Annotated in this window: 11 protein-coding genes and 1 rRNA gene; 10 read left to right on the top strand and 2 right to left on the bottom strand. The window is 39.6% G+C overall.

Going from position 1 to position 13,547, the window contains the following annotated elements:
• The 7 genes from rrf to ACFSR0_RS03385 all read left to right on the top strand — a co-directional run.
• Positions 1–93, top strand: a 5S ribosomal RNA gene (rrf, locus tag ACFSR0_RS03355); the annotation flags it as partial.
• 96 nt (positions 94–189) lie between these two features.
• A complete protein-coding gene (locus ACFSR0_RS03360) occupies positions 190–1,032 on the top strand; it encodes a YitT family protein (protein ID WP_379979900.1) in 843 nt (280 codons plus the stop codon).
• Positions 1,033–1,208: 176 nt separating this feature from the next.
• Positions 1,209–3,020, top strand: coding sequence for a glutamine--fructose-6-phosphate transaminase (isomerizing) (gene glmS / locus ACFSR0_RS03365; protein ID WP_379979902.1), 1,812 nt, complete (start codon positions 1,209–1,211; stop codon positions 3,018–3,020).
• 269 nt (positions 3,021–3,289) lie between these two features.
• Entirely contained in the window at positions 3,290–5,092 is a 1,803-nt protein-coding gene (locus tag ACFSR0_RS03370) for a PTS mannitol-specific transporter subunit IIBC (RefSeq protein ID WP_379979904.1), read from the top strand.
• A gap of 71 nt (positions 5,093–5,163) precedes the next feature.
• The gene (locus tag ACFSR0_RS03375) at positions 5,164–7,221 is read left to right on the top strand and encodes a BglG family transcription antiterminator (RefSeq protein ID WP_379979906.1); all 2,058 of its coding nucleotides are present in this window, start codon (positions 5,164–5,166) and stop codon (positions 7,219–7,221) included.
• Positions 7,222–7,232: 11 nt separating this feature from the next.
• Positions 7,233–7,670 (top strand): PTS sugar transporter subunit IIA, encoded by a 438-nt coding sequence (locus ACFSR0_RS03380; protein WP_379979908.1) that lies wholly within the window; start codon positions 7,233–7,235, stop codon positions 7,668–7,670.
• A gap of 2 nt (positions 7,671–7,672) precedes the next feature.
• The gene (locus ACFSR0_RS03385) at positions 7,673–8,836 is read left to right on the top strand and encodes a mannitol-1-phosphate 5-dehydrogenase (RefSeq protein WP_379979910.1); all 1,164 of its coding nucleotides are present in this window, start codon (positions 7,673–7,675) and stop codon (positions 8,834–8,836) included.
• 90 nt (positions 8,837–8,926) lie between these two features.
• Here ACFSR0_RS03385 and ACFSR0_RS03390 read toward each other — a convergent pair whose 3' ends face one another.
• Both ACFSR0_RS03390 and ACFSR0_RS03395 read right to left on the bottom strand, forming a co-directional pair.
• A complete protein-coding gene (locus ACFSR0_RS03390) occupies positions 8,927–9,475 on the bottom strand; it encodes a DUF2179 domain-containing protein (RefSeq protein WP_379979912.1) in 549 nt (182 codons plus the stop codon).
• Positions 9,476–9,541: 66 nt separating this feature from the next.
• Entirely contained in the window at positions 9,542–10,390 is an 849-nt protein-coding gene (locus ACFSR0_RS03395) for an NAD(P)H-hydrate dehydratase (RefSeq protein WP_379979919.1), read from the bottom strand.
• A 338-nt stretch (positions 10,391–10,728) separates the two neighbouring features.
• Between ACFSR0_RS03395 and ACFSR0_RS03400 the strand changes: the two genes are divergently transcribed.
• The 3 genes from ACFSR0_RS03400 to ACFSR0_RS03410 are packed head-to-tail and all read left to right on the top strand — an operon-like array spanning position 10,729 to position 13,453.
• Positions 10,729–11,316, top strand: a complete 588-nt coding sequence (locus tag ACFSR0_RS03400) for an MptD family putative ECF transporter S component (RefSeq protein ID WP_379979914.1) — start codon at positions 10,729–10,731, stop codon at positions 11,314–11,316.
• A 5-nt stretch (positions 11,317–11,321) separates the two neighbouring features.
• Complete coding sequence (locus ACFSR0_RS03405; protein ID WP_379979916.1) at positions 11,322–12,020, top strand: energy-coupling factor transporter transmembrane component T; 699 nt, start codon at positions 11,322–11,324, stop codon at positions 12,018–12,020.
• Positions 12,017–13,453 (top strand): ABC transporter ATP-binding protein, encoded by a 1,437-nt coding sequence (locus ACFSR0_RS03410; protein WP_379979918.1) that lies wholly within the window; start codon positions 12,017–12,019, stop codon positions 13,451–13,453. The genes ACFSR0_RS03405 and ACFSR0_RS03410 overlap by 4 nt, the downstream gene beginning before the upstream one ends.
• Positions 13,454–13,547: the final 94 nt, after the last annotated feature.

Here is a 13,547-nt window from a genome sequence, read left to right on the forward strand (position 1 = left end):
CACACCTGTTCCCATGCCGAACACAGAAGTTAAGCTTCTTAGCGCCGATTGTAGTGAAGGGTTGCCCTTTGTGAGAGTAGGACGTCGCCATGCAAAAGAAAAAAGTAAGAATAAGACAACTTATTCTTGCTTTTTTTCTATGCATAGAAATTGGCTATTTAGCTAATGAAAAGAAGGAAGGGAAAAAGAATGTCAAAAATTGTAACAAATAGCATCAAAATTATCATCGGTTCGTTCATTTTTGCAGTCTCAGTCAATTATTTTGCCATTAGTAATGACTTAGGCGAAGGTGGAGTAACTGGTATTACGATGATGTTATATTATTTATACCAATGGTCCCCAGCGTTAACCAATCTGCTCTTTAATGGAATTTTATTGCTAGTAGGTTGGAAATTTTTAGACAAAGCAACTATTTTATACACCATTTTAGCCATGTTATGTATGTCATTATTTTTAAATAGTACTCATCAGTGGCATTTTGTAACCGATCAACGAATTGTTGCTGCATTAGGTGCGGGAGTATTAATGGGTGCGGGTATGGGCTTAATCATGCTTGGAAATGGTACAACAGCAGGCAGTGCCATTATTGCTAAATTGTTAAATAAATTTCTCGGCTGGAATGTAAGCTATGCTTTGCTATTCTGTGACATCATTGTGGTGGCATTTTCTGTTGCAATTATCGGGATTGAAAGCTTGGTACTAACGGTGGTTTCATTGTATGTATCGACCAAAGTATTGGACTATCTATTGGAAGGGTTTAATCCCAAAAAAGCTGTTACGATTATCTCGAGTCAATATACGGAGTTGGCAACGGCAATTGATCAAGAGATTGAGAGAGGGATTACTGTTTTTGATGCCAAAGGGTATTATTCAAAGACAGAAAAACCAGTTTTGTACATTGTGATTAGCCGCCAACAACTTTTACCAGTGACAAAAATTATTAATCGTATCGATCCGGAAGCATTTGTTATTGTTAACGAAGTTCAAAGTGTGATTGGTGAAGGATTTACGCGCCAAATAATGGATAAATAAACTAAATTCACAAAATCGTTTGTTTGAAAAGAGCAAGCGATTTTTTTATTTTCTTTTTTTGATATATACCAATTTCATTTGAAATTGAAAAATAATCATAAAAAATGTTGAAAATACTATTTTTTATGATATAAATATAGAGTATACCAATTTTTTTGAAAGAGGGATTTATAATTATGTGTGGAATAGTTGGCGTAATAGGAAATAGTCGTGCAAAAGAAATTCTTTTAAATGGATTAGATAAATTAGAATATCGCGGGTATGATTCTGCGGGAATTTTCTTAGAAAATGATCGAGAAAGCTTTTTAGTAAAATCACAAGGACGAATTCAACAATTAAAAGATAAGTTGACGGATGATGTGCAAGGGACAATTGGTATTGGTCATACACGGTGGGCAACACATGGGGTTCCTAGTGAAGCAAATGCGCATCCTCATACCTCACAGTCAGGACGCTTTGTTTTGGTTCATAATGGTGTAATTGAAAATTTCGATGAGTTAAAACATACGTATCTTGAAAATGATTTGTTCAAAGGGGAAACAGATACTGAAATCGTCGTGCATTTGATTGAACATTTTGCTCTTACTGAGCAACTATCAGCTTTGGATGCTTTGAAAAAGACGTTGGCGGTTGTGAAAGGTTCTTATGCCTTTGGTTTGATTGATACGGAAAACCCGGATGCGATTTATGTAGCGAAAAACAAAAGCCCACTTTTAATCGGTCTAGGTGATGGATTTAATGTAATTTGTAGCGATGCAATGGCTATGTTGAAGGAAACAAATCGTTTCGTGGAAATTAACGATGGGGAAATCGTGGTTGTTTATGCGGATCATATCTTGATTGAAGACAAGAATGGCCAAGCTGTTGAACGCAAGCCTTTTGTTACGGAGCTTGATGCTTCCGATGCAGAAAAAGGAGCCTATCCATTTTACATGATGAAAGAAATTGATGAGCAACCGGCAGTTTTACGTCGTTTAACTCAAGAATATGCGAATGTTGATGGTTCTTTTAATTTCGATGCTGATTTATTGCAGGAATTACATAAGACCGATCGTATTTATATCGTTGCTTGTGGCACAAGTTACAACGCTGGTTGGGCGAGTAAAAATGCCCTAGAAGCAATGATGGATATACCGGTAGAAGTCCATTTATCTAGTGAATTGGGCTATCATATGCCACTGTTGTCAAAAAATCCCTTCTTCATCTTTTTGACCCAGAGCGGCGAAACGGCTGATAGTCGTCAAGTACTAGTAAAAGTGAATGAGCTAGGATACCCCTCTTTAACAATTACCAATGTTGCGGGATCTACTCTTTCACGAGAAGCAAAATATACGGTGTTGTTGCATGCAGGTCCGGAAATTGCAGTGGCATCAACGAAAGCCTATACTGCGCAAATCACGGTGTTAAATCTCCTTGCTAAAGCATATGGGGATCAAAAGGGAATCGCAGCGGCACAAGCGTTTGACGTGGCACATGAGCTTGGGTTAACGGCCACAGCCATGGAAGCCGTGATTACGGAAAAAGAAGCAATTGAAGCCGCGGTGAAATCAATCTTAGCAACGACAAGAAATGCTTTCTATATTGGTAGAGGTGAAGACTACTACGTCGCCATGGAAGCTGCATTAAAATTAAAAGAAATTTCGTATATTCAAGCTGAAGGGTTCGCGGCAGGGGAATTAAAACACGGAACCATTGCCTTAATTGAAAAAGGAACGCCTGTCTTTGGTTTGATAACCGATGAAGTAACTGGACCGCATACACGGGGGAATTTGAAAGAGGTTGAAAGCCGTGGAGCGGAAACCTTTGTCATTAGCAGTGAAGCTTTAGCTAAAGTTGGTGATCAATTAATCTTAGCGGATGTTCATCCTCATTGTCGAGGTCTATTGACCGTTGTTCCAACACAATTGATTGCGTATTATGCATCCTTACACCGCGGGTATGATGTTGATAAACCACGGAACTTAGCAAAAGCAGTAACAGTTGAATAAAGCGATTTGATTTGAGAGAAAGATTTGAATTTTGAGCAAAGTTGATTGCATGGAAAACGAGTATTGGAATGAAACAGCATTCTTAGTTCTCCCATGAAATCATCTTTGCTTTTTTTATATGTTTCAAAAAAAAGCATCAGCTCCGCGCAGACTTGTCACAAACTTTCGTGCCAAAATTAGAGTTGAATTCGATTGAAAGCCTTTTCTATTCCTTGTATGATGGGGGTGTAGAGAAGATTGGGGTTTACGAAGAAGAGGAGGAAAATGACATGGCGAACAGCGCACAAGTCGAAAAGAAAAAAGGAGTTAAGGCCGGTGCTCAGAAATTAGGCAGTTACCTAAGTAGTATGGTTATGCCTAATATTGGTGCTTTTATTGCTTGGGGGGTTATGACAGCACTCTTTATTGGTGATGGGTGGTTGCCAAATGAACGCCTTGCAACCATGGTCTCACCAACACTGACCTATTTGTTACCACTGTTAATTGCTTATACAGGTGGTAGTATGGTTTATGCACAGCGGGGGGCGGTCGTTGGAGCGATTGCCGCGATGGGTGTCATTATGGGGACAGATATTCCAATGTTTATTGGGGCAATGATTATGGGGCCTCTCGGTGGTTGGTGTATTAAAAAATTTGATGATGTATTTAAAGAAAAAATTCGTGCCGGTTTTGAAATGTTGGTGAATAATTTTTCAGCTGGATTAATTGGCTTTGCATTAGCTATTCTAGCCTTTTATGGCATTGGGCCAGTCGTTGAAATGATTTCGCATTTATTATCAAAAGGTGTAGAAGCAATTGTTGGGGCTAATTTATTACCATTGGCCAATATATTCATTGAACCTGGGAAAGTTCTCTTTTTAAATAATGCCATTAATCATGGTATTTTAACCCCTCTAGGAACCGAACAAGCAGCAACTTCAGGTAAATCAATCTTGTTCTTATTAGAAGCAAATCCTGGACCGGGCTTAGGAATTTTGTTAGCATTCACATTTTTTGGCAAAGGATCAGCCAAATCCTCTGCACCAGGTGCAATTATTATTCAATTCTTAGGTGGGATTCATGAAATTTATTTCCCTTACATTATGATGAAACCTGCTTTGTTTTTAGCTGCAATTTGTGGGGGCGTTTCGGGTACCTTTATGTTCCAACTCCTAGGAGCAGGATTAAAAGCAGCTGCCTCTCCTGGTTCAATCTTTGCGGTTCTGCTAATGACGCCAAAAGGATTAAGTAATTATATAGCTGTTTTATCAGGTGTTATCGTTGGTGCAGCAGTATCATTTATCGTTGCCTCCATTATTTTGCGAATGGACAAAACCGAAGAAGATACCTTTGATCAATCCAAAGAATTGGTTCAACAACAAAAAGCAGAAAGCAAAGGTCAAGCAACTGCCACATCGGAAGATACTAACAGCTTAAATAAAATTAACAAAATCATCTTTGCTTGTGATGCAGGAATGGGTTCTTCCGCAATGGGAGCATCAATTCTTAGAGATAAAGTGAAAAAAGCGGGCATTCCGTTACCAGTTACCAATTCTGCCATTAATAATTTGCAAGATGATGCAAATGCATTGGTTGTTACCCAAGAAGAATTGCAAGAACGGGCAAAAAGAAAAGCCCCAAATTCTGAATTTGTCGCAGTAGAAAACTTTATGAATAGTCCGAAATACGACGAAATTGTGCAACGCTTATTAAAGAAAGACGCACCTCAAAAGGTAGTAGCAAATGAAAATAAAGCAGTTGCAACATCAGCAACCGTAGTGGATACGACGCAAGCGTATGGAAAAGTGACACACATTATTTTTGCTTGTGATGCAGGAATGGGCTCTTCAGCGATGGGGGCAAGTATCCTAAGAAAATTAGTCAAAAATAACGGCTTGACCCTTCCTGTCACGAATTCTGCTATTAGCAATTTACAAGATGAAGCAGATGCATTGATTGTAAGTCAAAAGGAATTAACGACACGTGCCACGCAAAAAACACCGAGTGCCATTCACGTATCGGTTGATAATTTTTTGACAACACCGGAGTATGACAAGTTAGTTGAAGCGTTAAAGATGGCACAAAAAGCATGACCTGAGTATACTCGATTAGAAAGTAGGGGGAGACCGCTACTTTCTAGTCATTTATCAAAAGGGGGTTTCCCATGTACTTCTCAGCAAGAGAGAAAAAAATTCTTGAATTATTACTCGAATACCATCAAGGCATTGATCAAGAAGAACTTGAAGGACTGCTTAACGTTAGCAGACGTACGGTTTATCGAGAGATATCCAGTCTGGAAAAGACACTTCATCCACTGGATATTCAACTTCTAAAAGAGCGAGGAAAAGGGTACTTTTTATTAGGTGACGAAGAAGCTTTGACTCGTTTGAGAGAAGAATTGTTGAATAAACGAACAGATGATTTTGGTTCAACTTTGGAGCGGCAACATGCCATTACTGCAAAGCTTCTAGTTGAAGCAAATCGTGAGACCATCCAGTCATTGGCATTTGAATTTCGGGTAAGTCCGGCCACTATGATGACGGATTTAAAGAATGTTGAACAGAGTTTAAACAATTATCGGCTTTCTTTAGATCGGGTACAAGGGGATGGCTTAGCAATTATTGGAGATGAGAGCGAACGAAGAAATCTTCTCCGAAGTCTTATTTACAATGGTGTCAACGAATATGATTTCTTTCATCATTTGCGACGTATTGATGAAACCAATTTGCAGCATAAAGCGGGAAATTATTTTTTAAAGTTGGTTAGCAATGAAGCTTTGTATGTGGCAAATCAAGTGATTTCTGAGAGTCAGCTGTTCCAGGATGTGACCGACAATCAACTGGTCCAAATTCTTTTGATTCTTGCCATTTCAATTGATCGAATGAATTTGCACCATCCGATTGAAGAAGAATATCCGATTGAAGATATCGAGTTCTATCAACACGCACAGAAAATTTTGCAAGCGGTAGGGAAAATGATTGGACAATCAATTGTGAACTATGAAGCAAGTTTTCTGGCTCGCCAATTGAGTGGGGTGAATTATAAAATTCCTCAAAATATTTTTTTGGAAAGTTATGATGTGACACTATCCTATCAAGTTCGAGAGCTCATTGCGGCGGTTAGTCAAGAGACAATCAATGATTTTCGCAAAGATGATATGTTGTTTTATGATTTATCGGCACATATGGCCGCCGCTTTAAAAAGAAATTATGCTAGTTTTGATAAGGAAGCGAATCCACTCTTAAAAAAGGTGATTGAAGAATATCCTGCATTGTACCAAGCAATTACGAAACAGTTGTATCGCATTTTTACCTCCACTCATTTCAATGAAGAAGAGTTGGGGTACATCTTGATTCACTTTGCTAGCTCATTAGAACGTAGCCCTCAGCAAAGAGGCGCATCGGTTTTGGTTTTATGTTCGAGTGGCATTGGAACATCAAAAATATTAGAAAGTCGTTTGACAAAATACGTGCCAGAAATTGAATCAACGCAAGTAGCAAGAATTTCACAGATGGATTACATTAATTTTGCTCAATTTGATTTAATTCTTTCTACCATATTTTTACCAGGCTTTGAGTTTCCTTATAAAATGATTTCGCCCTTGCTACTGGAAGATGAATTAGCGGAAATTCGATCAGTTCTTATGAAACAAACGCATCGTGCCGTGCCCAACCATTTAAATGAAGCGACCCAAGTTGAAAATTCAGCGATGACCTTTGAGCGAATCTACGAGCGAATGCGAGTGGCCAACAATTTATTAAAACAATTTGATATGTACTCCCTTGTTACGGAAGAATCGCTTTTTGCAACGATTGAAAAAATGATAGAGCGACTACAAGGAGTGATTGTTCAGGATGCAGGTGAAGTAGCGCAAAAAGTGTTTGCTCGCTATCAGATTGCACCGATTGGCATTCCTAACACGAATTTTGCTCTCTTTCATTGTTCTTCCGATAAAGTAAATCTACCGTATTTTGGCATCTTTGAATTATCAAAAGCAGTGCCTATTGCCGCAATGGATGGAAGCAAGATTGAGCTTTCGCGTATGTTATTATTATTAGCTCCCGAACCGCTTGATCATGAATTGGAAGTTCTTTTAGGGAAAATTAGTAGTTCTGTCATCGACAGTGACTTAAACATTGAAATCTACAAAAAAGGCGATAAAGAATTGATTTATCATCTATTAAGTTCGCTATTTGTTGATGAAATTCGAGAAGTCAATTAGGAGGAGAGAAAATGAAGGTTAACGCAGAATTAATTTTAGTAAACCAGCACTATGCTACGAAAGAAGAGGCCATTCGGGCATGTGGAGAATTATTGGTAAAAGGGGGTTGCGTAGACGAAAATTATATCGAAGCGATGATCGAACGAGATAAACTAGTCTCTGTCTATATGGGGAATTTTATTGCCATTCCTCATGGAACAGATGAAGCCAAGAAATATGTCAAAAAATCAGGAATTTCAATTATTCAAGTTCCAGCAGGTGTCAATTTTGGGACAGAGGAAGACGAGCAACTGGCCATGATTTTATTTGGAATCGCCGGTAAAGATGGGGAACATTTGGATTTGTTACAAAAAATTGCCATTTTTTGTTCGGACGTGGACAATGTTGTGAAATTAGCTGATGCACAGTCAGCAGAAGAAATTGTACGTTATCTTGAGGAGGTAGAGTAAAGATGCAAGCAACTCATTTTGGAGCAGGAAATATTGGGCGAGGATTTATTGGCGAAATTTTAGCAAACAATGGTTTTGCCATTCATTTTGTGGATATTAATGAAACAATTATTGACGCATTGAGTGAACGCAAAGGGTATACGATTGAATTGGCAGAAGAAGCGCATCGGACCATTAAAGTGAGCAATGTCGATGGGATTAATAATCAAACCAATCCAGATGCAGTGGTTGATGCTGTGTTTGAATCGGAAATTGTCACAACGGCAATTGGACCAACGATTTTGCCTTTTATTGCAGAATTGATTGCGAAAGGCATTCAAAAACGGCGCCTAGCCAAGGTAACAAAACCACTTGATGTGATTGCTTGTGAAAACATGATTGGTGGATCTGCTTTTTTAAAGAAAGAAGTGGAAAAATATTTGACCGATGAAGACCAAAGCTATGTCGCAGAATGGATTGGTTTTCCTAATGCTGCTGTGGATCGGATTGTTCCACTCCAACACCATGAAGATCCGTTATTTGTTAGTGTCGAGCCTTTCTGCGAATGGGTGATTGATGAATCGCAAATGAAGGCCAAAGAAATTCGCTTACAAGGAGTGGAATATGTACCTGATCTAGAACCGTATATCGAACGAAAATTATTTTCTGTGAATACAGGACATGCAACGGTAGCGTACACTGGGGCTTATTACGGTTACAAAACAATCGATGAAGCCATCCAAGATGAACGAGTATTGAATCAATTGAAGGCCGTTCTTTCGGAAACAGGTGATTTGCTGATTCATAAATGGGCATTTGATCCCGCAGTCCATGCAGCTTATCAACACAAAATTGAAGGACGCTTTGAAAATCCTTATATTTCAGATGTGATTACTCGTGTTGCACGTACGCCAATTCGGAAGTTGGGATTTGACGAACGGTTTATTCGCCCTATTCGTGAGTTGAGCGAGCGTCAGTTGGATTACACGCATTTATTAGAAGTAGTGGGAATGATTTTTGACTACTTTGATCCAAATGACCAACAAAGTGTGGAACTTTCTGAAAAATTGGCAACGATGCCACTTGAAGACGTAATTAGAGAAGTGACCGGTCTGACAAATCAGGCATTAATAAAAGAAATTCAGCAACAAGTTGAAGCAAAAGTAAAAACGAACAAACGTCACTAAAAAACAAGTAGAGATGCAGTTACAAAACAGCAAACCACTCAAGTAGTTGGTGTTCCTAAGAGGTACATCAATTCCTTGAGTGGTTTGCTTTCATTTTAGTAATGTGCTTTGGCGTTTGCGTACTTTTTTGGTCCAAAATCCTCCTGAAATAAACTTTGGTTCATACGTAATGATAAAGGCACGTTCCTCAACACTTTTAATGAGTTGGTACAACTCCCGTTCATTCTTTCTTGGGGAAAGAATTTCGAGGATCATGCGTTCACCAGATAAGCCTTCACCATAGCTTTGAGTCACTCCGTAGCCTTTATTTCTAAGGACGGTCGGCAAATTTTCATCATTGTCCGTATTACTTGGGAGAATGGCAGTCGTCATGATATACCCAAGTGCAAGCCGGTCTTCAATCAGGATACCTACACTAATACCCACAGCATAACCGAGGGCATAAACAAAAAGATTGATGGGATTGTCTAGGCGATTTAAAACTAAGGAAAGTCCCAAAATGTAAATGGTAATTTCAATCATACTCAAAATTGGTGCCAGTAAACGATACCCCTTCATTGTGAGCATGAAACGAATCGTACTGATGGTTACATAAGCAAAATTGATGAAAAAAGTCATGGCTAAAATGGAAATTGACATTATGGTTCCTTCCTCCCTTCTTTCTTTAGCATAGTAGAAAGCATCTCAAAGTTGTATTCTAACAGATTACCGAGCAAATGGACAAAATTTTCGCATCGTTTGTGGCAAATGATTGGCAATCTCAGTTGGTAAAACAACGTAAGCGTCTTTTGCTAATTCATCTGCAATGAAACTATGAATGGTGACGGCAGCACAGATAGCCGCTTCTGCCTGTAAGTCCGTATGACCAAATTGGCCTAGAAAACCACCTATGATGCCTGCCAAGGTGTCGCCCATGCCACCAGTAGCCATTGCTGGATTTCCAAATGTATTCTGATACTGTTCATGATTCGTATAGATATGGGTTTGTTCACTTTTTAAGACGAGGGTGATGCCAAGTTTTTTCTGGGCGTGCCAATTTGCCCGAATGGTTTGTTCTTTTAAGGCTAAACCGCTAAATCGTTCCCATTCTTTTTGATGAGGCGTAAGAACAAGGTGTTCGGGAAAGAGAAAGTCAACGGGATGGTCGGCCAATAAGGTAATAGCTGATCCATCAATCACAAGCCATTGATCCTTGGTTTGTTGCTGCAAAACCAATTTCAACAGCTGGAAAGCTTCCTTTTCAACACCTAGACCTGGTCCGATAACAATGACATCAGCGGTGGCAAGCACGTTTTGGAGGGCTTCCTGATCTTGAAAGGAAAGAGCCATTGCTTCAGGTAAGCGACTATGTAAAGCGGGAATGGTCGCGACATCTGTCACCACTGTTACTAGACCCGCCCCACTCTTAACACAGGCTTGGGCACACATGATGATTGCGCCACCGTATTGTCGGATTCCACCAATACAGACGACGCGCCCATATGAACCTTTATGGCTCTTTGCTTTTCTTGGAACAATAACTTTAGGTAAACTTTCTTTGGTTAGAAGAATCAATTCAATCACCCACCTTTCTTTCTATTTTAGGCTATTTTTGCAACAAAGGAAGCGAAAAAGTAAGGAAGAGGGGAAAAAAGATTCCTTCCTTTGTCTTAATTCATGATTATCATTCTCAATTAGCTGTGATATACTGAAAATTCAAGGAGGAGTGGCGTGACAAAAATTGTTTGTCCATGAGGAATCCAGAGCATTTTTTTTTTCGAATATGCTATGGTAAAGCCAAGTGGTGTGAATAAGGGATTGATGCACCCCAACGAATCAATTTGGTCACGTGCAAGAGCACAAAGAGATGGTGTTGGGTGTTGCAAGTAGTTTATAGGATGAGGAGCATTCGGGTGAAAAAATTAAAAGTACAAGATTTGATTGCGGTCGGTGTGTATACCGCCATCTATTTTTTAACGATTAGCATTTGTTTATTGGTTTTACGATTTGTCGTTCCAGGATTCCACAATTTATTTATTCCTGCGGTAAGTGCGCTATTTTCTGGTGTCATCTACCGATTGGTCTTGCAGCGCGTTCCAAGAATGGGTGCCATTACCATCATGGGAAGTGTTGTTGCTCTCTTTTTCTTAATGACGGGGCATTTTCCACTAGCTATCGTGCCAGGTATCCTTTGTTCTTTTTTAGCAGATGTGATTCAGTATAAGACCCATTTGCCCAAAAAGGTTCGTACGGTGACAAGCTATATTGTTTTTAGTTATGGGTTAATGGGGCCTTTGTTGCCATTATGGTTTATGAAAAATGCCTATGTTGCTTCATTAAAAGCGCGTGGCAAAGACCAAGTTTATATTCAAACTGTTTTTGAACACGTTTCAACCCAGATTTTCTTGGCAAGCATGGTGGCAGTTCTCGTAGGCGCCATTTTGGGTTATTATTTAGGTAGCTATTTATATACCAAGCATTTTCAACACAATAGAAGGTAGGGTTTATGACAATTTTTCCGGTGCGTTTTGATCCAAGAAGCAAGCTGTGTGCGATTTTTTGTGCGAGCTTGGCGTTGCTTTTTCCATTGCCATTCTCGTTGGAGAGTGCCCTCATTGGCTTGTTTGCAGGTGGCTTTTTTGTGAGTGGGTACTGGAAGAAGGCGCTGCTTTTTCTTCTGATTTTTGTCGGTCTGTTGGGGGTGAATCAATGGATGAGTCTCTCTAAAACTCCTGTATTCCTGACGATTGTCGATTTTTTGATGGTCGGGAATCGACGTTTATTGCCAACCATTATGGCGGCGAGTTTTGCTGTGTCGGGTACAACCACGAGTGAATGGCTAGCCGCGCTACAAAAATTACGAGTGCCAATGCAATTGCTCGTACCTTTGACCGTTTTGGTGCGTTTTTTTCCAATGACTGTCCAAGAAATGATTCATATTCGACAAGCGATGAAATTTAGAGGAATCGCAACGAATCCTTGGCAATTAATCAGTCATCCGTTGCAATCGATGGAATACTTAATCGTTCCATTACTATTATCAGCTGAAGAAACATCAATGAATCTATCAGCGACTGCGTTGGTTCGAGGATTAGCCAATCCAATCAAACATACAAGTGTCCATGCATTGCACTTGAAAATTACAGATTATGTATTCATGGGCAGTTTAATTAGCTGCTTTGTCGTTAGGATGTGGCAAAAATGAACCCGATTGCTTTAAAAAACGGTGCGTATCAAACCTCGACGAAACATACCTTGCTTCATGCGATTGACCTGCAGATTTCCCAGGGGGAGTTAGTTGTGATCAGTGGTCCAAGTGGCGGCGGGAAATCCACTCTTTTAAACCTATTAAATGGGTTGAATCCTGAATTGTATGAAGGACAAGTAAAAGGTGAAGGACACATTGGCTCCTCTCCTTTTCCTATTGAGGATTTTTCTGCGCATGTGGCACAGCTAGGAATGGTGTTTCAAAATCCCAAAACGCATTTTTTTACGACAGATGTCTATGCTGAATTAGCATTTGTCATGGAAAATTATGGCTATTCGTCGGAGGCCATTCAAACACGAGTGGACGAACAAGTAAATACTTTTGGGTTATCCTCATTACGCGAAGCAAGCATGTTCCATCTATCTGGGGGGCAAAGACAATTGGTCTCCATTGCTGCAGCCAATATGTTGCCGCATGAATTGCTTCTATTGGATGAACCAGCCAGTAATCTTGACCCAATGGCCATTCAACAGTTGAAGCAAACCCTCATCCAATTAAAGCAACAAGGAAAAACGATTCTTATTGCGGAGCATCGCTTAAACTATTTGATGGCTATAGCCGATCGGTTAGTTATCGTAGAGAAGGGAACGATTAAGCAACAATTTGCCAAAGAGGAGTTTTCGGAAATCACTGAACAAAGGCGCAAGCAAATGGGCTTGCGGTCATTTAACCCAATTTCAATGGGACCTACCCAAAAGATGGGCTCCTCACGGAATCCTTCGCTGACCATTGAAGTCGAGCAGTTAACCTATCGTTACCGAAAGCAAAAGCAACAGGCTCTTGAAATTCCGCACCTGAGACTAGCCAATGATACAATCAATGGCATCATCGGAGACAATGGCGCAGGGAAAACAACCTTATTTGAAATTCTTGCTGGGCTGCGGAAAGGAAAGACGGGCACAATCAAGCTTAATGGCCAACCATGCAAATCAAAAAACTTATTGGCCAAAGCGTTTTTAGTGATGCAAGACGTCAATTTGCAATTATTCTTTGAAACCGTTGAAAAAGAGCTCCTTGAGAAGGCCCAAAATAGCGAGAGATTTGAAGAAATTTGTAAAAAGTTTCATTTGACGCACTTATTACAACGCCATCCACATTCCTTATCGGGTGGTGAAAAGCAACGAGTGGCCATTGCCAGCGCCCTTTTGTCAGGAAAAGAAATTCTCCTATTTGATGAACCAACGAGTGGGTTAGACTATCTTCATATGAAAGAAGTTAGTCAACTGTTGCAATCATTAAAAAATGAGCCAGCCATTGTTCTCGTTATTAGCCATGACGAAGAATTTTTACAAACGACTTGCCAAACGATTGTATCCTTAAAAAATGGCAAACTAGTCGAAGTTGTAGAAAGGGAGGGTAACAACAGTTAATCATAATATATAAATATCTATAAAAATATCATTTAAAAAATCAATATGTGGTATAATCATTTTGAGGTGAAGATTATGACTATGTATTCGATAG

Source organism: Enterococcus camelliae (genome assembly GCF_042685105.1).
Taxonomy (GTDB): Bacteria; Bacillota; Bacilli; order Lactobacillales; family Enterococcaceae; genus Enterococcus_G; species Enterococcus_G camelliae.

Excerpts from the sequence above, each read along its gene's own strand:
- ACFSR0_RS03375 (WP_379979906.1), top strand. The coding sequence starts at position 5,164 with ATGTACTTCTCAGCAAGAGAGAAAAAAATTCTTGAATTATTACTCGAA.
- glmS (WP_379979902.1), top strand. The coding sequence starts at position 1,209 with ATGTGTGGAATAGTTGGCGTAATAGGAAATAGTCGTGCAAAAGAAATT.
- ACFSR0_RS03370 (WP_379979904.1), top strand. The coding sequence starts at position 3,290 with ATGGCGAACAGCGCACAAGTCGAAAAGAAAAAAGGAGTTAAGGCCGGT.
- ACFSR0_RS03410 (WP_379979918.1), top strand. The coding sequence starts at position 12,017 with ATGAACCCGATTGCTTTAAAAAACGGTGCGTATCAAACCTCGACGAAA.
- ACFSR0_RS03385 (WP_379979910.1), top strand. The coding sequence starts at position 7,673 with ATGCAAGCAACTCATTTTGGAGCAGGAAATATTGGGCGAGGATTTATT.
- ACFSR0_RS03390 (WP_379979912.1), bottom strand. The coding sequence starts at position 9,475 with ATGTCAATTTCCATTTTAGCCATGACTTTTTTCATCAATTTTGCTTAT.
- ACFSR0_RS03360 (WP_379979900.1), top strand. The coding sequence starts at position 190 with ATGTCAAAAATTGTAACAAATAGCATCAAAATTATCATCGGTTCGTTC.
- ACFSR0_RS03380 (WP_379979908.1), top strand. The coding sequence starts at position 7,233 with ATGAAGGTTAACGCAGAATTAATTTTAGTAAACCAGCACTATGCTACG.
- ACFSR0_RS03405 (WP_379979916.1), top strand. The coding sequence starts at position 11,322 with ATGACAATTTTTCCGGTGCGTTTTGATCCAAGAAGCAAGCTGTGTGCG.